General features: G+C 44.8%; 23 protein-coding genes and 1 riboswitch. Of the genes, 17 read left to right on the top strand and 6 right to left on the bottom strand.

Going from position 1 to position 20,748, the window contains the following annotated elements; genetic code table 11:
* Nucleotides 1-221 precede the first annotated feature (221 nt).
* Nucleotides 222-989, bottom strand: a complete 768-nt coding sequence (locus EPL05_RS01720) for a peptidase associated/transthyretin-like domain-containing protein (protein WP_128531781.1) — start codon at nucleotides 987-989, stop codon at nucleotides 222-224.
* A gap of 147 nt (nucleotides 990-1,136) precedes the next feature.
* Here EPL05_RS01720 and EPL05_RS01715 point away from each other — a divergent pair, with 147 nt between their 5' ends.
* From EPL05_RS01715 to EPL05_RS01705, 3 genes are all read left to right on the top strand, one after another.
* On the top strand, nucleotides 1,137-1,358 hold the full coding sequence (locus EPL05_RS01715; RefSeq protein WP_128531780.1) for a hypothetical protein: 222 nt from the start codon (nucleotides 1,137-1,139) through the stop codon (nucleotides 1,356-1,358).
* Between the two features lie 275 nt (nucleotides 1,359-1,633).
* Nucleotides 1,634-2,512, top strand: coding sequence for a succinate--CoA ligase subunit alpha (gene sucD, locus EPL05_RS01710; protein WP_128531779.1), 879 nt, complete (start codon nucleotides 1,634-1,636; stop codon nucleotides 2,510-2,512).
* A gap of 225 nt (nucleotides 2,513-2,737) precedes the next feature.
* A complete protein-coding gene (locus EPL05_RS01705) occupies nucleotides 2,738-4,270 on the top strand; it encodes a serine hydrolase domain-containing protein (protein WP_128531778.1) in 1,533 nt (510 codons plus the stop codon).
* Nucleotides 4,271-4,332: 62 nt separating this feature from the next.
* Here EPL05_RS01705 and EPL05_RS01700 read toward each other — a convergent pair whose 3' ends face one another.
* Complete coding sequence (locus tag EPL05_RS01700; protein WP_128531777.1) at nucleotides 4,333-4,809, bottom strand: hypothetical protein; 477 nt, start codon at nucleotides 4,807-4,809, stop codon at nucleotides 4,333-4,335.
* A 195-nt stretch (nucleotides 4,810-5,004) separates the two neighbouring features.
* Between EPL05_RS01700 and EPL05_RS01695 the strand changes: the two genes are divergently transcribed.
* The 9 genes from EPL05_RS01695 (at nucleotide 5,005) to tatA (ending at nucleotide 13,054) form a co-directional block, all read left to right on the top strand.
* Nucleotides 5,005-5,376, top strand: a complete 372-nt coding sequence (locus EPL05_RS01695) for a methionine-R-sulfoxide reductase (protein ID WP_128531776.1) — start codon at nucleotides 5,005-5,007, stop codon at nucleotides 5,374-5,376.
* Nucleotides 5,377-6,039: 663 nt separating this feature from the next.
* Nucleotides 6,040-7,014, top strand: a complete 975-nt coding sequence (locus EPL05_RS01690; RefSeq protein ID WP_128531775.1) for a ribonucleoside-diphosphate reductase small subunit — start codon at nucleotides 6,040-6,042, stop codon at nucleotides 7,012-7,014.
* Nucleotides 7,015-7,155: 141 nt separating this feature from the next.
* The gene (locus tag EPL05_RS01685; protein ID WP_128531774.1) at nucleotides 7,156-9,531 is read left to right on the top strand and encodes a ribonucleoside-diphosphate reductase subunit alpha; all 2,376 of its coding nucleotides are present in this window, start codon (nucleotides 7,156-7,158) and stop codon (nucleotides 9,529-9,531) included.
* A 122-nt stretch (nucleotides 9,532-9,653) separates the two neighbouring features.
* On the top strand, nucleotides 9,654-10,421 hold the full coding sequence (locus EPL05_RS01680; RefSeq protein ID WP_166727605.1) for a DUF2971 domain-containing protein: 768 nt from the start codon (nucleotides 9,654-9,656) through the stop codon (nucleotides 10,419-10,421).
* Between the two features lie 162 nt (nucleotides 10,422-10,583).
* Nucleotides 10,584-11,063, top strand: a complete 480-nt coding sequence (locus EPL05_RS01675; RefSeq protein ID WP_128531772.1) for a hypothetical protein — start codon at nucleotides 10,584-10,586, stop codon at nucleotides 11,061-11,063.
* Between the two features lie 184 nt (nucleotides 11,064-11,247).
* Entirely contained in the window at nucleotides 11,248-11,979 is a 732-nt protein-coding gene (locus EPL05_RS01670; RefSeq protein ID WP_128531771.1) for a hypothetical protein, read from the top strand.
* Between the two features lie 160 nt (nucleotides 11,980-12,139).
* On the top strand, nucleotides 12,140-12,343 hold the full coding sequence (locus EPL05_RS01665; RefSeq protein WP_128531770.1) for a cysteine-rich CWC family protein: 204 nt from the start codon (nucleotides 12,140-12,142) through the stop codon (nucleotides 12,341-12,343).
* A gap of 6 nt (nucleotides 12,344-12,349) precedes the next feature.
* Nucleotides 12,350-12,748, top strand: coding sequence for a hypothetical protein (locus tag EPL05_RS01660; RefSeq protein ID WP_128531769.1), 399 nt, complete (start codon nucleotides 12,350-12,352; stop codon nucleotides 12,746-12,748).
* 111 nt (nucleotides 12,749-12,859) lie between these two features.
* Complete coding sequence (tatA, locus tag EPL05_RS01655; RefSeq protein WP_128531768.1) at nucleotides 12,860-13,054, top strand: twin-arginine translocase TatA/TatE family subunit; 195 nt, start codon at nucleotides 12,860-12,862, stop codon at nucleotides 13,052-13,054.
* A 60-nt stretch (nucleotides 13,055-13,114) separates the two neighbouring features.
* Here the strand turns inward: tatA and EPL05_RS01650 are convergent, their stop codons facing one another.
* The 3 genes from EPL05_RS01650 to EPL05_RS01640 form a co-directional block, all read right to left on the bottom strand.
* Nucleotides 13,115-13,504 (bottom strand): acyl-CoA thioesterase, encoded by a 390-nt coding sequence (locus tag EPL05_RS01650; protein ID WP_128532062.1) that lies wholly within the window; start codon nucleotides 13,502-13,504, stop codon nucleotides 13,115-13,117.
* 51 nt (nucleotides 13,505-13,555) lie between these two features.
* Nucleotides 13,556-15,862, bottom strand: coding sequence for a 5-methyltetrahydropteroyltriglutamate--homocysteine S-methyltransferase (gene metE / locus EPL05_RS01645; RefSeq protein ID WP_128532061.1), 2,307 nt, complete (start codon nucleotides 15,860-15,862; stop codon nucleotides 13,556-13,558).
* 169 nt (nucleotides 15,863-16,031) lie between these two features.
* A riboswitch (cobalamin riboswitch) is annotated at nucleotides 16,032-16,225 on the bottom strand.
* Nucleotides 16,226-16,366: 141 nt separating this feature from the next.
* Nucleotides 16,367-16,876: a DUF695 domain-containing protein gene (locus EPL05_RS01640; protein WP_128531767.1), complete on the bottom strand. Its 510-nt coding sequence runs from the start codon at nucleotides 16,874-16,876 to the stop codon at nucleotides 16,367-16,369.
* Between the two features lie 170 nt (nucleotides 16,877-17,046).
* Here EPL05_RS01640 and EPL05_RS01635 point away from each other — a divergent pair, with 170 nt between their 5' ends.
* The 5 genes from EPL05_RS01635 to EPL05_RS01615 all read left to right on the top strand — a co-directional run bounded on the left by EPL05_RS01635 (nucleotide 17,047) and on the right by EPL05_RS01615 (nucleotide 19,849).
* Complete coding sequence (locus tag EPL05_RS01635) at nucleotides 17,047-17,571, top strand: hypothetical protein (RefSeq protein ID WP_128531766.1); 525 nt, start codon at nucleotides 17,047-17,049, stop codon at nucleotides 17,569-17,571.
* A gap of 6 nt (nucleotides 17,572-17,577) precedes the next feature.
* On the top strand, nucleotides 17,578-17,964 hold the full coding sequence (locus EPL05_RS01630; protein ID WP_128531765.1) for a hypothetical protein: 387 nt from the start codon (nucleotides 17,578-17,580) through the stop codon (nucleotides 17,962-17,964).
* Nucleotides 17,965-18,101: 137 nt separating this feature from the next.
* Nucleotides 18,102-18,845 (top strand): 3-oxoacyl-[acyl-carrier-protein] reductase, encoded by a 744-nt coding sequence (gene fabG, locus EPL05_RS01625; protein ID WP_128531764.1) that lies wholly within the window; start codon nucleotides 18,102-18,104, stop codon nucleotides 18,843-18,845.
* A 20-nt stretch (nucleotides 18,846-18,865) separates the two neighbouring features.
* Nucleotides 18,866-19,591 carry a hypothetical protein gene (locus EPL05_RS01620; protein WP_128531763.1) on the top strand — a complete coding sequence of 242 codons (726 nt, stop codon included), beginning with the start codon at nucleotides 18,866-18,868 and terminating at the stop codon, nucleotides 19,589-19,591.
* Between the two features lie 21 nt (nucleotides 19,592-19,612).
* Entirely contained in the window at nucleotides 19,613-19,849 is a 237-nt protein-coding gene (locus EPL05_RS01615; RefSeq protein WP_243837190.1) for a DUF3253 domain-containing protein, read from the top strand.
* Here EPL05_RS01615 and EPL05_RS01610 read toward each other — a convergent pair.
* Complete coding sequence (locus EPL05_RS01610; protein WP_128531761.1) at nucleotides 19,842-20,723, bottom strand: NAD(P)H-binding protein; 882 nt, start codon at nucleotides 20,721-20,723, stop codon at nucleotides 19,842-19,844. The genes EPL05_RS01615 and EPL05_RS01610 overlap by 8 nt on opposite strands.
* Nucleotides 20,724-20,748: the final 25 nt, after the last annotated feature.

Raw genomic sequence — 20,748 nt, 5'->3', positions numbered from 1 at the left:
GCAATTATTTTAATCACAGGACTTGGTTTAACAGCAGCGAATTTTTTCCCAGGGATTAGTAACAACAACAAGCAAAAATTAAAAAAAGCAGGTGCGTTTTTTTTAATAACCTGGTTATTTGTCATTATCATTACCGTGATTGAATTTATGATAGCGTCGCATTAATCATATCAGGGCCAGTGTCTTTTTCTTATGAAGTCATCAAATGAGCATCGCTTTCTTCACTCCAGCGATTCCCCTTTCTTTAGCATCTGCGGTAGCACCTCCCTCTTCCCGTTGCTCAGCCTAAACCTCTCCAATTTGCTTTTGACATATTGTATCAGGTCATAATCGCTCAGCTTATCCAGCTCCGCGGCCGTTGGCCGGTAGCTGCTGATAAAGTTCTCCAGCGAATCGCCCTGTAGTTTGGTGATGCCGGCTACCAGCGTTTTAGTAAAACGGGCGCTTACGTGGCTCTCCCTTTCATCGCGCAGCAACACCTGCTGTAATTTGTAATCGCGACTGTTTTTTTTGTTGATAGCCCTAAACAGGTTGCCAACATCAATAGTGATACCGGCGAAAGGCATGGATGCCGATGGCATCCGTACGATCTCGTTGAACCGTGGCCCCCTGAAATTGAACTGTTTGGAGTACTCCTGTCGCAGGGCAACGGAGTCTTTATGATAGTTTTTCTTCGCCTTAATAGTTACTTCACCCAGTTGGATGTACTTAGCTTCCAGCTCGATGGTGCGGGTGAAATTGCCCCAGTTGGCTGCCGCCAATTTAAAAGATTTATAACCCATAGTATTTATGCGTATTGTATCAAAAATATTACATATCTTTAGCATAAATGTGCCGTTGGCATCGGTGAAAGCGGTGCCCGACTTGGATGCGATAAAACTATATCTCATCGGCAGCCGGGTATCCTTGTCAATCAATTTACCGGTAACTATCTGCGCATTGGCACGTATAAGTAAAAACGATAATATGATAAGGGCCAGGTATTTCATTAGGCATAAAATTAGGTGCTTAATGCAAACGGCAATATTGTTTAACATTCTTTAACAGAGAAAAAATTTTCATAGCATAAACAATTTATTTAACTGATGGTTATTTAGTTACCAGTTAGGTAACCCTAAGTATACCAGCCTACAAGTATGAATACACCATCTAACCATGAAAGCGGCTTTCGTCCCCAGCTATCCCGCATTATTTATGTAGTGATATGTTTGGGCTTGCTTATTATTTTTATTTTTCCGTTGCTTATTTTGTTGCTGTTTAACCTGCACATCAAGCCATTTACCTTTACTGTACGCAAACAGTCAGTAACAAATGGTAGGCGCTTAGCTTATTTTAAGCTGGCCGATCCGTTACAATAATTTTGCTTGTATACGCCCCGGGCATTGTTAATTGTTAGTTAACCATGCCTGCTATTGCCTTTTGAGCATCGGGTAAGCACTAATGAGGCGCTCTCCGTTGTATTCTCCATCCACATCTTTATAGCTACAAAGTTTCTTTAGTTTATTGTCTTTAATGAAAAAAAGGCAGGAATGACAGCCTTTCACACGCATGTAAAAAATATGCGGGGCTTAAAATTTAATTTGACTTTAATGGCAATAAACTTAGCTTTGCCATACAAAAATCAAAAAAGCCGATGAGCGTTCTCGTAAATAAAGATTCTAAAGTAATAGTGCAGGGTTTTACCGGTAAAGAAGGTACTTACCATGCGGAACAGATGATTGAGTATGGTACCCAGTTGGTAGGTGGTGTTACACCCGGCAAAGGTGGCCAAACCCATTTAGACAGACCTGTTTTTAACACCGTGAAAGACGCGGTTGTTGCAACCGGAGCAGATGTATCTATCATTTTTGTACCACCGGCTTTTGGTGCCGATGCTATTATGGAAGCTGCCGAAGCGGGCATTAAGGTTATTGTTTGTATCACCGAAGGTATCCCTACCAAGGATATGATAGAGGTGAAAGAATACTTGTCTGACAAAGATGCTCGCCTTATCGGGCCAAACTGCCCGGGCGTTATCACGGCTGACGAAAGCAAAATTGGCATTATGCCGGGATTTATCTTCAAAAAAGGTAATGTGGGTGTAGTTTCAAAATCGGGCACGCTTACTTACGAGGCGGTTGACCAGGTGGTTAAAGCCGGTTTAGGTATCACTACCGCTATTGGTATTGGTGGCGACCCAATTATTGGTACCCCAACCAAAGAAGCGGTTGAATTGTTAATGAACGATCCTGATACCCACGGTATCATAATGATAGGCGAGATAGGCGGCGGCATGGAAGCTGAAGCAGCCCGCTGGATCCAGGCAAACGGGACTAAGCCGGTAGTTGGCTTTATTGCTGGCCAAACAGCGCCTCCGGGCCGCCGTATGGGCCACGCGGGTGCAATTGTTGGCGGTGCCGACGATACTGCTGCTGCAAAAATGGCTATCATGCGCGAGTGTGGTATCCGCGTAGTAGAGTCTCCTGCCGAAATTGGCGCTGCCATGGCAGAAGAACTGGCTAAATTAGCATAAAGCCCTCTAACCCTCTGAAGGGGGAATTGAATAATATTGAAGATCCTGGCTTTGGCCGGGATTTTTTGTTTGTCTGAACTCGAATTTTAAGGAATTAATTAAATTACCAGAATTAGCTTCTGCCCGTTCCATAAATTCGTTTAATTCGAGTTCAGACAATTACCCCTATTTTCGTTTTCATTCTGAAAATTCTTAAATTCGGTAAATTCTGATTCAGACAAACGTATGCGCAAATCCCTCTGCCTCCTTTTATTCCTCCCAACATTAGCCATCGCACAATACAAACCCGCCGCCTTTACCGATGCCGACAGGCTGAAAAAGATAGAAGCCACTTACCCGGTTATAGACCAACTGTATAAAGACTACGCCGAAAAGAACCACTGGCCGGGTACAGCGTATGGCATTGTGGTGGACGGCAAGCTGGTGCATACCGGCGGCATTGGTTACACCGATATCGCCAATAAGATCCCGGTTGATTCTAAATCCGAGTTCCGGATTGCCAGTATGACGAAGAGTTTGACCGCCATGGCTATATTAAAGCTTCGCGATGAAGGGAAACTGAAGCTGGATGATCCCGCGTACCTCTACATCCCCGAAATGAAGGGCACTAAGTATTTAACCAAAGATGCCACCCCCATTACCGTGCGCAACCTGCTCACTCATACCGCCGGCTACCCCGAAGATAATCCCTGGGGCGACAGGCAACTGGCCGTAAGCGATGCGCAATTGATAGCAATCTATAAAAAAGGGGTTCAGTTTTCCACGAATCCGGGTACGGGTTATGAGTATAGCAACCTTGGGTTCGCCACACTTGGCTATATCATTAAAAAAGTAAGCGGCAAAACTTACGAGCAATACATTACCGATAATATACTGAAGCCCCTGGGTATGTTGCATACCTATTGGGAATACACCAAAGTGCCCAAAGATAAACTTGCCCATGGCTACCGCTGGCTGGATGGGCAGTGGGTAGAACAACCTTTATTGCACGATGGCGCGTACGGTGCTATGGGCGGGCTAATCACCAGCATTGAGGATTTTAGCAAATATATGGCCCTGCACCTGGATGCCTGGCCGGCACGTAACGATGCCGAAACCGGCCCGGTTAAACGGAGTTCGGTGCGCGAGATGCAGTACCCATGGGATGTGAATTATTTAACCGCCAACGCCAAAACCCCAACCGGCAGGCCTTGCCCCAATGTAACCGCTTATGCTTACGGACTGCGCTGGATGAAGGATTGTGATAACCGCATCTACGTGGGCCATACCGGCGGCCTGCCCGGCTTCGGTAGCCAGTGGAATGTAATGCCTGATTATGGCGTAGGTATCGTCTCCTTCGGTAACGTAACTTATGCCCGCGCGGCACCTATCAACAACGCCGCACTGGACACCCTGCTGATGCTCTCGGGGATAAAACCGCGCACGCTACCACCATCGGTCACGCTCAACAAGCGCAAAGCCGACCTGCTAAAAGTGATTGCCGATTGGAACACCGCCAAAACCAGTGGCATATTTGCCGATAACTTCTTTTTAGATTACTTCCCCGAGAAATTGAAAGTTGCCGCCGATGAGGCCTTCACCAAAGCCGGTAAAACCTTGAGCATCGGCGAGATAGTCGCCGAGAATCAATTGCGCGGGTATTTTATTATTAAAGGAGAGAAAGCCAATATCCGGGTGAGTTTCACGTTAACGCCCGAGAACCCGCCACTGATACAGGAGTATCATTTGGATGTAATCGCGAGCCCCCCAGCCCCCTGAAGGGGGAGTTTTTGAGTAGCCGGGCAAATAACTTCTATTCCCCCTTCAGGGCATTAGAGGGCTCACGCCGACCCATTCACTGCCAAACTCGTCACGGTATTATTACTGAGGTTTATTTTGATGTTGAAGAAGCAGGGGCCGCCATCTAATACCAGCACCACCCCCTTGCGCCAGTGCCGTTTTTCGTAAGGGGTGCAAAAGCAATTTACCCAAACCTCTTTCTGCCCGCTGGCATTAATAACCGCTATAATTTGCTTGTAGTATTTACCAGGTTTATTAATGCGGCTTGTAGATTGTTTATTATGCTCGGTAACGGTTACGGATATAATCTTCTCTATCTTCTTAATATCATCTGCAGAAATACTGGTCGGTTTAAAGTATTCGCTGAAGATAAAACTGTCGCGGTTTCTGTTGAAAGGGAGAACCGAGTAGCGGGAAGTATCTATGGTGCTTGTATCCGTCATCGGCTGACTGTTTACATGATATGCCGAATGCTGTTGCATTGGGAAAAAGAAAGCAAGTAAGATAATGAAATTCATAAGGGCGGATAATGTACCTGTTGAACGTATTAAAGGACTTATTGTTGCGGCTGATCATGCGGTAAATGCCCGCGTCAAACCAGTGTAAACATCGGCAGGCAAAACATTTAATGCGGGCGGATTGTCGTATATTTATATAGAAGATCCGACACAAAATCGGTGTAATCAATCTATAAAATCAGCGTAATCAACAAAATGGAATACAACAAGCTAACACCCGAAGAAGAATACGTAATACTACATAAAGGAACCGAGCGCCCGTTCACCGGGAGCTTATTAGGCAACAAGGCGCAGGGTCTGTACGTTTGTAAACGCTGCGACACGCCCCTGTACACCTCCGAATCAAAATTTGAATCGCATTGCGGCTGGCCGAGCTTTGATGATGAAATAGCCGGTGCCGTACGCTGGGAAACCGATGCCGATGGCCGCCGTACCGAGATCCTTTGCGCTAACTGTGGCGCCCACTTGGGTCACGTTTTCCAGGGGGAGTATTTAACACCGAAAAACACCCGGCACTGCGTAAATTCCCTGTCGATGAAATTCGTTTCGGCCGATGATGTGAAATAATTGCACTTATTAACAAAGTAGAGAAAAACAATAATTCCCGTCTCAAAAAAAGCCGGGAATTATTGTTTTCCACAATTTGTGATGTGGATTCAATGGTGCAAAATACCGTATTTCTACCTGGTATATAAAGGGCTTAATTTGGCTTGGTTGGCACTTTTTTTAATGGCCGAATTGTCTGTTTAAGGTAAACTAAAAGTGAAGTTAAAGTTACTCCAATGTTACCCGATTTTGCCCAAAGCCGGTTTGGATATACGCACTAATGCATTGGTGCTTAGTAGGTTGAAATTAAGGTGGGATTAGCAACAATTGCCGAAATTATTTTTCATTGTTTATAACTTACAGGTGATGTTAAAAACTTCAATTAACATTCAATAGCACGATGCCCTATCTTTGAATTATAAGTTCTTTCAACGCTATCCGTTTACCGTTCTCTACCGCCGGTAAAAAAGGAATAAAACCATGTTAAATTCATGGGCTATGTGTATTAAAATAAAAGTTTAATAGCAGATATGTGAGGGTGTTTGGGACGAGTAATTAAGGGCAGCTTTTGTCTGTCATTTTAAAACTCGTGTGGTATACCCGTCTGCAAACTTGCCGTACACGAAATAGCTATACGGGCGAAAGAGGGATTGAAAAATAGAAATTGAAACATACAAATACGAGATGCCAGAGGAAACCGAATTATTGCTGAGAGAGAACAAAGACCGCTTTGTTATCCTCCCCATCAAGTATCCCGCTATTTGGGAAATGTATAAAAAGGCAGAAGCAAGTTTCTGGACAGCCGAGGAGATAGATCTATCAGACGATCTGAAACACTGGGAGAATTTAAACCCCGGTGAGAAGCATTTTATATCGCACATCCTGGCATTTTTTGCCGCCAGTGACGGTATTGTAAATGAGAACCTGGCTATCAATTTCATGAGCGAGGTGCAATTGCCCGAGGCACGTTGTTTCTACGGTTTCCAAATCATGATGGAGAACATCCACTCAGAAACCTATGCTTTATTAATTGATACTTATATAAAGGATCCGGCCGAAAAAGACCGTTTGTTCCACGCCATTGATACTATCCCTTGTGTAACCAAAAAAGCGGAATGGGCACTGCGCTGGATAAACAACGGCAGCTTTGCCGAGCGTTTAATAGCATTTGCTGCGGTAGAGGGCATTTTCTTCTCCGGTAGTTTCTGTTCTATCTTCTGGTTAAAAAAACGCGGCCTGATGCCGGGATTAACGTTCAGCAACGAACTGATCTCCCGCGATGAAGGTTCACACTGCGAGTTTGCCTGCCTGCTTTACAAAATGCTGGATGTGAAACTTTCTACCGAAGATGCAACCCGTATCATCACCGATGCGGTAGAGATAGAAAAAGAATTTGTAAGCGATGCGCTGCCGGTAAGTTTGATTGGTATGAACGCCAAAATGATGAGCCAATACATCGAGTTTGTTGCCGATAGGTGGCTGGATGAATTGGGCTATCCGAAGGTATACGGCGTATCGTGCCCGTTTGATTTTATGGAGATGATAAGCCTGCAGGGTAAAACCAACTTCTTTGAAAAACGAGTGGGCGATTACCAAAAAAGCGGCGTACTAAACGGCACACCGGAGAATAAATCATTCTCGTTAGACGAAGACTTTTAGGAATAGTATCAAGTAGTTAGTATCAAGATACAGCGCGTTTGCTAACTACTCATTAACAACACGACCCTTAATTAAATTATATATTACTGTTGGTTTAAGTACTCCCTTACTTGACACTAACTATTTAAATACCCAACCAATATGTTTGTACTAAAACGAGACGGCAGAAAAGAATCAGTAAAATTCGACAAGATCACAGCGCGAATTGAAAAACTGTGTTACGGATTTAACCTGGTGGACCCTATTGACGTGGCCAAAAAGGTAATCGAAGGTTTGTTCGATGGTGTTACCACCTCAGAACTGGATAACCTTGCAGCGGAAACGGCGGCATCGTTAACCACCAAACACCCCGATTATGCTTTGCTGGCTTCGCGTATTGCGGTGAGTAACCTGCACAAGAACACCACCAAGTCGTTCTCGGAAACCATGAAACGTATGTACGAGTACGTTGACAAAAAAACCGGCAAAAACGCTGCGTTATTAGCCGACGACGTTCACGAGATCATCCAAAAAAATGCCGAAATACTGGATAGCAGCATCATTTACGATCGCGATTTCGGTTTTGATTACTTCGGTTTCAAAACTTTGGAGAAATCGTACCTATTGAAAATTGACGGTAAAATAGCCGAGCGCCCGCAACACCTGTTTATGCGTGTATCGGTTGGTATCCATAAAGAGGATATCGATAGCGCTATCAAAACGTATAACCTGATGAGTGAGCGCTGGTTTACACACGCTACGCCAACTCTGTTCAACTCGGGTACACCAAAACCACAAATGTCGTCTTGCTTCCTGTTAACGATGAAGGATGACAGCATCGAAGGCATCTACGATACATTGAAGCAAACCGCTAAAATTTCGCAGAGCGCAGGTGGTATCGGCTTAAGCATCCACAACGTAAGGGCTACAGGTTCATACATCAGCGGTACAAATGGCACCAGCAACGGTATCATCCCAATGCTGAAAGTATTTAACGATACCGCCCGTTATGTAGATCAGGGTGGTGGCAAGCGTAAAGGCGCTTTCGCTATCTACTTAGAGCCTTGGCATGCAGATATTTTTGAATTTTTGGATCTGCGCAAAAACCACGGTAAAGAAGAAATGCGCGCCCGCGATTTGTTCTACGCTCTTTGGGTAAGCGATTTGTTCATGAAACGCGTTGAAGCGAACGAAGACTGGAGCCTTTTCTGCCCGCACGAAGCACCGGGATTAGCCGATTGCCACAGCGAAGCGTTTGAAGAACTATACACCCGTTACGAGCGCGAAGGCCGTGCCCGCAAAACCATTAAAGCACAGGAACTTTGGTTCGCTGTGTTAGATAGCCAGGTAGAAACCGGTACCCCGTACCTGTTATACAAGGATGCTGCCAACGCGAAATCAAACCAGCAAAACCTGGGTACTATAAAAAGCTCGAACCTTTGTACCGAGATCATCGAGTACACCTCTGATAAAGAAGTTGCGGTTTGTAACCTGGCATCGTTGGCCTTGCCACGTTATGTGATCAACGGCGAGTTCGACCATAATAAATTGTACGAAGTAACTTACCAGGCTACTTTAAACCTGAATAAGATCATCGATAACAACTATTACCCGGTAGAAGAAGCACGTTACAGCAACCTGCGCCACCGCCCAATTGGCTTAGGTGTACAGGGTTTGGCAGATGCCTTCATCCTGCTGCGTTTACCATTCGAAAGCGAAGCTGCAAAACAGCTGAACAAAGAGATCTTTGAAACCATCTACTTTGCAGCCATGACGGCTTCTAAGGACCTGGCTATAAAAGAAGGCCATTACGAAACCTTTAAAGGTTCGCCACTGTCTCAGGGTAAGTTTCAGTTCGACCTGTGGAACGAGAAACCGGCAAGCAACCGTTGGGATTGGGAAAACCTGCGTTTAGATGTAATGAACCACGGTGTGCGCAACTCACTGTTAGTAGCGCCGATGCCAACTGCATCAACTTCGCAGATATTGGGTAACAACGAGTGCTTTGAGCCATACACCTCAAACATTTACACCCGCCGTGTATTAAGCGGTGAGTTTGTTATTGTAAACAAACACTTGCTGCGCGACCTGGTTGACCGTAAACTGTGGACCCCTAACATGAAAGACAGGATCATCACCGCAAATGGGTCTATCCAGGATATCGCCGAGATCCCTGCAGATATCAAAGAACTGTACAAAACTGTTTGGGAAATTAAGATGCGTAACATTATAGATATGGCTGCCGATAGGGGTGCTTATATCTGCCAATCGCAATCGCTTAACCTGTTCATCAACTCACCAAATGCAAGCAAATTAACTTCAATGCACTTTTATGCATGGAAGAAAGGCCTTAAAACAGGTATGTACTACCTGCGTACACAGGCAGCATCGCAAGCGGTTAAATTTACTGTAGAAAACCAGGGCGGCAAAAACATGGACGCCGTTATACCAGAAGTTGTTGCAGATAACAGCACCGAGGATGTACCGGCAGGCCCATCTTGCTCGATGGAAGAAGGCTGCGTTACTTGCTCAGCATAACGTCGTAGAGACGCGATACTTCGCGTCTTTGATGAAAATGTCTACATACCAAAGGCCGGGGAACTGAAAAGTTTCCCGGCCTTTGGTTATGAGAGGAAACTATGATAAAACTAAAATCTAATATGTTTCGTCCATTATATAAATATCGAGCTAATGATAAATATTTGATTGATTTAATAACAAAATCAGAATTATATTTTAGTTCACCTATAGATTTTAACGATCCTTTTGATAGTAATTTGGAAATCCTAAATGCTGTTGGGAAAGAAGAGATTATTGAACACTACAGAAAAACTGTAAAACCATCGGATGATTTCTTTTCAAACATCTTGGAAAAATCGCTAAACGATAAGAGCGTATTTGAAATAATTAATTCAACGCTTAAAAAAGAGTTTTACAAATGGGTTAATGAAGCAGCAATCTGTAGTTTAAGTAAAACATCTCATGACTTACTAATGTGGGGGCACTACACAAATTGCCATAAAGGAGTTTGCCTTGGATTCGACCCGAGCCTTTTAGAAACATCACTCGGCACAATATATGACGTAAAGTACACGAAACCAGTTCCTAAAATTAATATATATGATAATCCAACTGATGCAGTTATTGAGTTTTTTTGCGCGAAATCTAATCATTGGAAATATGAGAAAGAGGTAAGGATAATTCAAGGGAAAGTCGGGCCTTATAAATTCCCCAAAGAAGCATTGGTGAAAATAGTTTTTGGTGTAAAGTGCGACGATAAAGAAAAAGTGAAAATAATGGAATTAGTTTACAACTCGGGCTATCAAAATGTTGATTTTTTTCAATCGTTTACCGACAAAAAGTATTTTAGGTTGCTGGGTCAAAAAATTCGATTGATCGATAACAAAATTGATAATTATAAAAAGTGAAATAGCAGCTACGGGATAAGAAAGCGCATAGCATAGTAGGCATTGCTAAAGCCATCAACGTTTGTCAACTGAAAGTGGGGCTCCGCTGCAATAGTAGTAATCGAATAACTCATTTTAGAAAAAATAGCGGAAGCGATAAACAAATATTATTTTTATAAAAAAATGAAAAACTTGCCCTACCGCTGGTATGATATATTGATTTTAATATTTGTCATTGGGATAGCTATGGTTTCGATGTTGCTACTTGCATCAGAAATATTATTTAACCAGAATAGGGATACTATTTCAATTTCTACAGTTGGGTTTTTGGTGCTTATTGCCCTATCAACTGCGTGTTTTAATTGGGCAAAAACTTTTGATGCTCAAGTATTCGAACAAGCGGATATTGTTAAAAAGCTACATAGGTCTGGTTCGAGATGTATTTTCGCAGCTATTTGCTTTATTACAGCATCGCTTTCAAAATATGTTTTTATGAATTATGACAAATTTGAGAGGCATCTTCCTTTTGCTCAGGATTTTACTAAATTTATTTTAGGGATAGGATATTTGATACCTTTTATGTTAGCCTTCTTCCTGTCCTATTATGTGATAGCGCGGTTATCATTTGTTTATCTTGAAGCTAAAAAGATATTTAAAAACTAATTTTCGTTCTCGCAGGCGTTAATACACTTCATTACCATTTAAAGCGCAGGGTACTCTGTCGAGAGACCCAGCGAAGACAGTGTGGAGCGCTGATAGCATCTATGACCGTTTGAATTTGAAATTTTTTCCCGCAAAATCAAAAGAATTGCGTTAATTAGGGGGAACATATAACCTCACCTTATAAATGGCCCCCTATCGCAATCTGCGCTTTAAATTATGCGTATCAATCCTCGCTCTTATTCTAACCGTATTTATTTTTTCGACAGCAAATGCCCAGCGTAACCGGGGCATGAATGCCGATGGTGACGTGATGAGCGGCAGCAATAGCAGCAGCGGCGGCTTTGTTAATCAAGATGGCTGGATGATCGGCTTTAATGGTGGTTATGAGTCTCCGCTTGGCGAAGTGAAGCAAAGCTACCAGGGTTCGCCTACCTTTGGCGTTAACCTGTTCCGCAGAATGGGCAACTTGCTTTATTCGGGTACTGTTGATTACCGCAGCTATAAACCCTTAACGGATCTTCAGCAGATCAGCTACGACGATACCGATTATTATAGTGCATCCTTTAGTAAACTCAAGGGTATTGGCTTGTACCTGGGTATTGCGTACGAATTGCCAATCAGCAGTGATATGAACGTATACGGCGGCGTAAACGGCGGCGTTGTAATGATAAGCTATAAGATCACTATCGACGATGCCAGTTTTTCGAGCACCGAAGAAGTTTCCAACGCGCAAAGCACCTACATAGCACCAAAGATTGGCCTTAATTTTATGCTGAGCCGCAGTTTGGGCATGGCGCTGGAAGGGCGTTACAGCCTGGGTACCGTGGGCGCAAATTATAACTCCAGAACAGGCGGAAGCGTTAGCAAGGGATTTAACTCAATTGCAGGGAACCTTTTTTTAACATACCAGTTTTAAGCAGGGGGAATAAATTGTCCTGTGATAATAAAGGCCGGGAAACTGTATAGTTGCCCGGCCTTTTACGTTTTGATGATAAATACAATGCGGATGTTTCCGACCTTCGAAAAACAAAACAATAACACCCTGGCTTTCGGTTTTACCGGCCTCCGAAATAAAAATGATCTCCGCCAAACACGAAATATTACACTGCGAGCGCTGCCAGAGCGGGTTTGAGTGCAAGGCTAACTCTTACACCAAATGCCAGTGCAGTACGGTGCAGCTGAGCATCAACGAGGTGCAATACGTAAGCGAACTGTACGACGGCTGCCTGTGTGCTAATTGTTTGCTGGCCCTGCAACAAGAATACCAGGAAAGTTTATAAGCTGATATGCCCCAGTTCCATTTAAGCATACCCTGCCCGTTTGATAACGCATACGCTGTAACCATAGAGGACGATGGGCGTGTGGCCTATGCCTATCTCAATTATTACGGCGATATTGTATCTGATGTATGGCTTTACAACCGCGCCGCAACTCCCGCCGGTTCATTTTTAAATACTGATGAAATGCCGGCTCTTAATCCTGCTGATTATATAAAGAAGGATGTTACGATAACCCCGATATCAGATGCTGCCCAGGTACGCTGCGAATGGGATGAAACAGCAGATGGTGAAATAGAAGCAGCTATTTTGCTGCGCGATAAATTTATAGCCGAACTGATTCCCGGTGCAAAACCAGGTTTCTCGGTGCTGGCAGCTAAGGACGGCCCGTTGGCTTTGGTTTATTAGCCTGCGGATTTTTAAACGACTGCGCGGAACCGAAGAATATTTAAAACAATTAATAAAATCGTGGCTTTACTTTCTACGTAAGTATACTTACATTCACTAAAAAAAAACACCATGGGATTAGGAGCACCGGAGATCATTTTAATATTAGTTGCTATTTTATTATTATTTGGAGGTAAAAAAATACCCGAAATGATGAAAGGCCTTGGCAAAGGCATGAAAGAATTTAAAGATGCGCAAAGCGCCGCTGCCGCCGAACCTATACCGGCACCAGTAACGGTTGCATCCCAAAAAGAAAATAACGTTTAGTTTATTCAGCGAGGCCCCCAACAGGGGCCTTTGCTTTTTAATCCTTATTAGCAGCGTTACCTATTCCTCCAGTACCTTTCTTGCTTTATTATTCTTATCTATCGCCACAAAGGTAAAAGTGCCGGTGATGGCTTTTTCGCGGTTAAAACTGTACATCTCTTCCACATAAATTTCCACCAAAACTTTAAGGCTTGTATTGCCGATGTGCGATACACTGCCCACCAGCTCTATAATGGTACCCGCCGGGATGGGCTGGTTAAAATCTATCCTGTCAGACGATACGGTTACCATGGTTTTGCGGGTAAAACGGGTAGCGGTTATAAAAGCTACCTCATCCATCAAAGCCATGGCGGTGCCGCCAAACAAGGTGTCGTAATGGTTGGTGGTGTTTGGGAAAACGGCTTTAAAAATGCGCGTTTCGGCGGCTTTGGTTCTTTCGGGTATGGTCATGTTCATTGGGGAATAAATGCGCCCGGTGATGCCCGGGCGCATGGGGTTTAATTAATTTACAGGTTGGTTGCTGAAGATCTCCCGGGCGGCCTTCGCTGCTAAAACCATGTTGGTTAACGCGGCTTGTGTTTCGGGCCATTTACGGGTTTTGAGGCCGCAATCGGGGTTTACCCAAATGTTGGCGATGGGCAGCAGTTCCGCGGCTTTTTCCAGCAGGCTTACCATTTCGCCAACAGCGGGCACACGCGGCGAGTGGATATCGTACACACCCGGGCCTATTTCTGCAGGGTATTTAAAATCGGCAAAGGCTTCCAGCAGTTCCATTTGCGAGCGCGAGGTTTCTATCGTGATCACATCCGCATCCATCAAGGCAATGTGCCTGATGATATCGTTAAACTCGCTGTAACACATGTGGGTGTGGATCTGCGTTTCGTCCTGCACACCGCTTGCCGAAATGCGGAATGCTTTTACCGCCCAATCGAGGTAGCTGCTCCAGTCGGCCTTGCGTAAAGGCAGGCCTTCGCGTATGGCGGGCTCATCTATCTGTATCACCCGGATGCCTGCCTGCTCCAGCGCAATTACCTCATCCCTTATGGCGAAAGCTATTTGGTTAGCCGTTTCAGAACGGGGCTGATCATCCCGAACAAAGCTCCATTGCAAAATAGTTACAGGGCCGGTGAGCATTCCCTTCATTATTTTTTGGGTATTGGCCTGCGCAAAGCTGCTCCAACGCACGGTCATATCGCGGGGGCGGCTTACATCGCCATAAATTACCGGTGGCTTTACGCAGCGGCTGCCATAGCTTTGTACCCAGCCGTTTTTAGTGAAGAGGAATCCGTCGAGCTGTTCGCCAAAATATTCTACCATGTCGTTTCGCTCAAACTCGCCGTGTACCAGTACGTCTATCCCGGTTTCCTCCTGCCAGCGAATTGCTTCGATGGTGGCTTTCTTAATTTCAGAATCGTACTGCTCCTGAGAAAGCGCACCTTTTTTAAGCCTGGCCCTTAACTGGCGAATGTCATCCGTTTGCGGGAACGAACCGATGGTGGTAGTAGGGAAGAGGGGCAGCTTAAATTGAGCCTGCTGGATTTTTTGCCGCGTTTTAAATTCGCTTACGCGGGCAGCATTTGCGTCGGTTAGGGCCGCAACACGCTCTTTGATGGCTTGCTTGTGTATCAGTTTTGATAAACTCCGGGCAGATATTGCTTTTAAATTTTGCAGCAACAGTGGCGTGTTGCCTTCCATAATTTCCCCCAGTTCTTTGATCTCGTTGAGCTTCTGTTTGGCAAAGGCCATCCAGTTTTTTATTTCGGGGTTAATGGCGGTTTCCAGGGCAAGGTCGGCAGGAGTGTGGAGCAGAGAGCAGCTTGGCGCTATCCATACACGATCAGTCCCGATGGCGGCAATGGCTTTTTTGATATGGCCTACCGAACGGATGTAATCGTTCTTCCAGATGTTGCGGCCATCTACCACGCCAAGGGATAGGGTGAGTTTTTCGGGGATTAAGCTCAGCACCTCATCTAATTGCTCCGGCGCGCGCACGAGGTCGATATGTAGGGCGCAAACAGGCAGGTTAACCGCAAGGAAGGCGTTTTTGTGAAGACTGTCGAAATAGGTAGCAAGCAGGGTCTTGATCTTTGGGCAATGTTTTTTTATTTCAGTGTAGGCATACATATATGCCTCCTTTTCCTCCAGGGAAAGGTCCATGGTGAGAAAAGGCTCGTCCAGCTGAACCCACACGGCGCCCTGGTTTTGCAGTTTTTTTATAATGTCGATATAAACCGGCACCAGCTTTTTAATGAGGCTGATCTTTTTAAAGCCCGCTTCTTTTTCCTTCCCTAATAAAAGGTAGCTCACCGGGCCTATCAGCACTGGTTTAGGCACAGTACCCAGTGCTTGTTTAGCCAGGTTAAACTCTTCGAAGACTTTCTCCGAGAATATCCGGAACTGCTGATTGGCGGTAAATTCGGGCACCAGGTAATGGTAGTTGGTATCAAACCACTTGGTCATTTCCATAGCGGTTACGTCCAGCCCGTCTTTTTGGTAGCCGCGCGCCATGGCAAAATAAAGGTCTATCTCCTTGTTTTGCGGGTTTTGGGTAAGGACGGGGTTGTAGCGCTGCGGAATTACGCCCAGCATCAGCGAGGTGTCCAGCACGAGGTCGTACAGGCTAAAATCGTTACAGGGGATCAGGTCGATACCAGCATCCTGTTGTAATTGCCAGTTTTGCCGGCGGATGGCTTGCGCGGTGGTAAACAGATCATCGCGGCTGATCTTGCCGGCCCAGTATTGTTCACTGGCTTTTTTGAGTTCACGGTGGGCCCCTACGCGAGGGTACCCGAGGTTGTTTTTGAGCATACGCATAAAACTTTTTTGGTTAAACATTAATGATGAATTAATGCTCCTTACGGTTTTCGGTATGCTTTCGTGGGAAATGGTAATAAAAGATGCAACAGAAAACTGTGCGCTAAAAAAAAGCACACGATGATCCGTCTTATCTCTGACTACTGCTTCAATACGCGAAAGCATTGTCTTAAAACATGGGGCAAGTATCCTGGCTTGTAACATTATTGCCGCCCTTCTCATACCGTTTTGGCGGTACAATGGGTAATTAATGGCAATAACCGTTGCGTTACTTACAGTTGCGCGACAGCCCGTGATTTACACACGGTTCCTTATTAATCCCGGTATTACCCGGGGACCTCAAGTTTGAAATAAAGTAAAGAACTGGGGTAAATATAGGAATGATGATGTAACGATACAGGGGGCTTTGTGTTTGTTGCCATAGGGCAAGATGGGGAGCTGTGGTGCGATTGTTTCTATCTGCACTAAGCCATCGGCTTAAACATCTGAATGTACTGCCTACTTTAAAAAAGGCTTAATGGTATAACAATTTGGGTCCTGCTTAATCTCGAATGCAAAATCACGAGCACGGCCTTTTTCATCAACCTCTTTTTTCAAAAATTGGTAAACCTTTTCAGGTTCGTCAAGATACACGTATATGTCTAAAAAAGAATCGTTATACAAATGCCCAATGTAGTGGGCAGTAGCAAGTTTACGGATGTTGTTCATCAACTCGTCTTCGAATCTATTGCAGATATCTGATTCTGATTGAAACGGCAAGCCATTTTTTGTAACATGTTTCAAATCGAGACCAATGTTAATGGTTAAGCACCAGGTGTATGCCTCCTTTTTGTCGAAGTCCTTATACCCCCTGTTAAATGAACCGACCGCCGGCTTGCCATTGCTTAGCTTGGCCGACATCACTGCAAATTTTTCCACAGGGAAAATCGTGCCGGTGGTTTGGCCCTTACAGCTAAAAGAGTATGTTAAAAAAGTTATCGAAATAATGGTTGCTGTTATAAGTTTCATGGGTGCTATTATTTTTTAGCCTACCAAAGATAATTTATTGGGAGCAATAATGGGGGATTAGACAACTTTAGAACAGTTGGAGAGTGCGAAGATACCTTAGGCCTAGCTGCACTTTTTTTTGCCATCATTTTAATACCTTTATCTCGCAACCATATCAAAACCAATTCCCAATGAAAAGATTGTCGCTCCTCATGATTGCCCTGTTCGCACTCGGCACGTTCAATAAACTCAACGCACAGGTATTAACCAAATATGGCGACAACGTAAGCACCCTTGATGGTATTATGAAAGCCTATTACGATGTGGTTACCGTAAAAAAGGGGGAGAAGCCTGTTTACCAGCGCGATAGTAGCCTCCACATACCCGACTCGCTCTGCGGAATGGTACGTACCAAAAAAGATGGCAGCAAAGTATTCGACTACATGACGCTGAAGGAATTTCACAAACGCAGCGATGAGTTTTTAACCCAGGAAGGCTTTGTTGAGAAGGAGATAGGCCGCAAGGTGGAACAGTTTGGTAATATTTATCATGTATGGAGCACCTACGAAAGCCGGAATACGACCGACGGCCCTGTAATAGAGCGCGGCATTAACAGCATAGAAATGTATAACGATGGCACACGTTTCTGGCTGATTGCCTGGTATTACGATGGAGAGAGTAAGACCAACCCCATCCCCAAAGAGTATTTGAAATAACAGGGGATGAGAGAACAATTTTCGCTACAGGTTGAAGGCAGCCTTTTAAAACAGCTTGTAAAAGAGGGGTTAAATCCGCTCATTTTTTTCAACCATTTATTTGGACCGATAAGCAGCCCTAATTACCGGGCGATGTGCGAAGGCCTGGTAGCCTATCATAATAAAGAAGGCGGCTCGCCGGAGGTAAAAGAATTTGAGATCACCGATACTGGCTTTAAGCCGGAAAGCATAACGGGGTATCTCAAATGCAAATTCGGGATCCATTTTCATTACACCTGTTCAGACGTGCATAACGATGCAACCGACACCATCCGCTGGGATTTTAAAATTGACTGGGGAAGCCACAACATTCATTTCACAGGCGAAGAACCCTGGATAAGAGATGCGGAGTGAGTCTATAGACGATGGACGATAGTATATAGCCCATAGCCGGAAGATTAACTACGTATCCTCTACCCTGGTCTGTGGCCTATCGACTATAGACTTTCCAAAAAATCCGTACCTTTACGCCCCGTACTCATACTTAAATTATGAAATTATTAGAAGGAAAAACCGCGCTGATCACAGGTGCATCTAAAGGTATAGGCCGTAAAATAGCCGAAAAATTTGCCGAGCACGGCGCTAACGTTGCTTTCACTTTTCTCTCTTCGGTAGAAAAAGGGCAGGCCCTGGAGCAGGAACTGCAAAGCTTTGGTACCACCATAAAAGGTTACCGCAGCGATGCCTCAAAATTTGAAGAAGCAGAAAAATTGATAAGCGATATCGTGGCCGATTTTGGCAAATTAGATATTGTAGTGAACAACGCCGGCATCACCAAAGATGGTTTGCTAATGCGCATGACCGAAGAGGCATGGGACGACGTGCTTAACGTAAACCTAAAATCTATCTTTAACGTAACAAAAGCAGCCTCAAAAATTATGATGAAGGCACGCCAGGGTGTGTTCATTAACATGAGCTCGGTAGTGGGCGTGCAGGGCAATGCTGGTCAGGCCAACTACGCAGCATCAAAAGCAGGCATCATAGGTTTTTCAAAATCAATTGCAAAAGAATTAGGCTCTCGTAATATCCGTACCAACGTGGTAGCGCCGGGCTTTATCCGCACGGAAATGACCGAAGTGCTTGACCCTAAAGTAGTAGAAGGCTGGGCAGCAGCTATCCCCCTAAAACGTGCCGGCGAAACCGACGACGTAGCCAACGCCTGCGTTTTCCTGGCATCAGATATGGCAGCTTACATCACCGGGCAGGTGATCCCTGTTGACGGCGGGATGTTGTAGTTGGAGTTAAAAGTATAAAGTTGAAAGTCAAAAGTTGCGGTGAGCGGCTTTTGGCTTTTTTGTTTTATATTGTGGGTGATATGAGCCTTATGCGCAAAACCGTTTTGATAATAGCACTCGGGCTGATTAGTGGTTTTGCTTTCGGGCAGAAGAAACCGCCGGTTCCTCCACCAGAGCCTCCTCTAAGTCGGGAAGCTCAACAAGAGAAATTAAGGTTTAAATGCCTGCATACCGATAAGTATACGGCAGCAGAGCGCCGTTCTTTTTTTCCATTTGCTACTGCCAGTAAAATTATGCTCATTTCTTTTGACGCTTACAGGCTGCCAGATCCGATTTATAGCGATGATGGTAAATTGATGCCCGTGGACGATACAGATCCCATGCCTTTGGTCACGCCAATAGCACCCAATAGGTTTGTGCTTAATTATCGTAAAGTAAAAGAGCAAAAAACGCTCAATGCTGCTGATATAGATCGTTTAACGGATATTTTATATAATGTTGGCTACACGCCCGTTAAGGGTTTAACGTATGAGCCGGAACTTTTTGGGGGATGTTATAATCCCAGGAACGCGATAGTGTTTTTGGACGCTAAGGGCAACGTGACCCAATACATTGAGCTGTGTTTCCACTGCCAGGGGCACTCTTATAGTTCATCTAAAACAAAGCATATTGAATATTGTGAACAGAAATATGATTTGTTAAACACCTTTTTCAGTAGCAAAAACATACAATTTGGTACCTTGTAGCGTTAATTACTAATGCAGCTTATGGCCCAAACCATCCTCCTCATGGCTACCGAACGCGGGCCCTGTAAAAGTACCTGCCCATCCGAAGTTGCAAGGGCGTTGTTTCCCCACGACTGGCGCAAGCACATGCAGGAGGTAAGGGATGCAGCCGTTGAACTGCATCATGCGGGCCATGTAACTATAACCCAAAAAGGAAGGCCCGTTGATACCGGTAATATCAAGGGGCCTATCCGTATAAAGCTTAACTCGATTACTTAGCGTACGCAGCGGAAAACTCGGCTGCAAAATCTTCCAGTTTAGTTTTGCTAAGTTCTGGCTTGTGTTGCAGGTAATCATCCCAAAGGATGTTCTTCTTTACAGCGGCACCCATTTCGGTGTAGCTGCGGGCAAACTCCAGGGGAAGGCCGGCTTGCAGCATCCCTTGTATCGATTGTTCGTCGGTAAACTCCACCCATTTCAAATCGGGCTTGCCAATGGCTTTACCTAATGCAGATGCTACTTCGTCGAGTGTACGCTCGTCGCTGGCAATATAGCGTATGGTTTTGCCGGTGAAGGGCTGCTGTATTTCGTAGGCTGCCACTTCTGCAATATCACGCGGGTGAACCATCATCAGTGTGTTGTCGCCGGGGTAGTTGGCACCGAGGATACCGGCATGTTTCACCATATCAATACTGTTTAAAAAGTTGGTGTAAAAGAACGACGGGCGCAGGATGCGGATGTTTACACCGTCAAGTTTATTAAAGGCCTGCTCAACATCATGTATGCCCGAGATAGGACCGGTGCCACCATCGATATGTGCGCCAATGCTGCTTAAAAGAACTACTTTTTTAATGCAGCTTGCTTTAATGGCTTCGGCATATTTAAGGCCGATACCGCCGATATGTTCACGGAAGTTATCGGAACCCATGTCGTTGGGTACCATAGCGTAAACCGCGTCTGCACCGGTAAAGGTTTGGATTAAAAAAGCTACGTCGCTAACCGAACCGATGGCGGGGATACCGCCAAGCTTTTCAATTTCGGCGGCTTTATCCGCGCTGCTGGTAATAATGGTAACCTGGTGTTGTGCTGCAATTAATTGTATGGCCAATGGTTTGCTAATGTTTCCTAATGAGCCTGTTAGAATGATTTTCATGATAAATTATATTTTTTTTATTTGA

It is taken from the genome of Mucilaginibacter gilvus, from assembly GCF_004054195.1.
Lineage (GTDB): Bacteria > Bacteroidota > Bacteroidia > Sphingobacteriales > Sphingobacteriaceae > Mucilaginibacter > Mucilaginibacter gilvus.
The sequence above is the reverse complement of the archived record's forward strand: the minus strand, read 5'-3'. Positions and strand labels throughout refer to the sequence as shown.

Bases quoted from the DNA above. Each gene is read 5' to 3' on its own strand.
- EPL05_RS01715 (WP_128531780.1), top strand. From the start codon at position 1,137: ATGAATACACCATCTAACCATGAAAGCGGCTTTCGTCCCCAGCTATCC.
- fabG (WP_128531764.1), top strand. From the start codon at position 18,102: ATGAAATTATTAGAAGGAAAAACCGCGCTGATCACAGGTGCATCTAAA.
- EPL05_RS01700 (WP_128531777.1), bottom strand. From the start codon at position 4,809: ATGAATTTCATTATCTTACTTGCTTTCTTTTTCCCAATGCAACAGCAT.
- tatA (WP_128531768.1), top strand. From the start codon at position 12,860: ATGGGATTAGGAGCACCGGAGATCATTTTAATATTAGTTGCTATTTTA.
- EPL05_RS01650 (WP_128532062.1), bottom strand. From the start codon at position 13,504: ATGACCATACCCGAAAGAACCAAAGCCGCCGAAACGCGCATTTTTAAA.
- EPL05_RS01610 (WP_128531761.1), bottom strand. From the start codon at position 20,723: ATGAAAATCATTCTAACAGGCTCATTAGGAAACATTAGCAAACCATTG.
- EPL05_RS01670 (WP_128531771.1), top strand. From the start codon at position 11,248: ATGGCCCCCTATCGCAATCTGCGCTTTAAATTATGCGTATCAATCCTC.
- EPL05_RS01720 (WP_128531781.1), bottom strand. From the start codon at position 989: ATGAAATACCTGGCCCTTATCATATTATCGTTTTTACTTATACGTGCC.
- EPL05_RS01630 (WP_128531765.1), top strand. From the start codon at position 17,578: ATGAGAGAACAATTTTCGCTACAGGTTGAAGGCAGCCTTTTAAAACAG.
- EPL05_RS01680 (WP_166727605.1), top strand. From the start codon at position 9,654: ATGTTTCGTCCATTATATAAATATCGAGCTAATGATAAATATTTGATT.
- EPL05_RS01675 (WP_128531772.1), top strand. From the start codon at position 10,584: ATGAAAAACTTGCCCTACCGCTGGTATGATATATTGATTTTAATATTT.
- sucD (WP_128531779.1), top strand. From the start codon at position 1,634: ATGAGCGTTCTCGTAAATAAAGATTCTAAAGTAATAGTGCAGGGTTTT.
- EPL05_RS01665 (WP_128531770.1), top strand. From the start codon at position 12,140: ATGATCTCCGCCAAACACGAAATATTACACTGCGAGCGCTGCCAGAGC.
- EPL05_RS01615 (WP_243837190.1), top strand. From the start codon at position 19,613: ATGGCCCAAACCATCCTCCTCATGGCTACCGAACGCGGGCCCTGTAAA.
- EPL05_RS01640 (WP_128531767.1), bottom strand. From the start codon at position 16,876: ATGAAACTTATAACAGCAACCATTATTTCGATAACTTTTTTAACATAC.
- EPL05_RS01690 (WP_128531775.1), top strand. From the start codon at position 6,040: ATGCCAGAGGAAACCGAATTATTGCTGAGAGAGAACAAAGACCGCTTT.
- EPL05_RS01695 (WP_128531776.1), top strand. From the start codon at position 5,005: ATGGAATACAACAAGCTAACACCCGAAGAAGAATACGTAATACTACAT.
- EPL05_RS01635 (WP_128531766.1), top strand. From the start codon at position 17,047: ATGAAAAGATTGTCGCTCCTCATGATTGCCCTGTTCGCACTCGGCACG.
- EPL05_RS01660 (WP_128531769.1), top strand. From the start codon at position 12,350: ATGCCCCAGTTCCATTTAAGCATACCCTGCCCGTTTGATAACGCATAC.
- EPL05_RS01685 (WP_128531774.1), top strand. From the start codon at position 7,156: ATGTTTGTACTAAAACGAGACGGCAGAAAAGAATCAGTAAAATTCGAC.
- EPL05_RS01705 (WP_128531778.1), top strand. From the start codon at position 2,738: ATGCGCAAATCCCTCTGCCTCCTTTTATTCCTCCCAACATTAGCCATC.
- metE (WP_128532061.1), bottom strand. From the start codon at position 15,862: ATGCTCAAAAACAACCTCGGGTACCCTCGCGTAGGGGCCCACCGTGAA.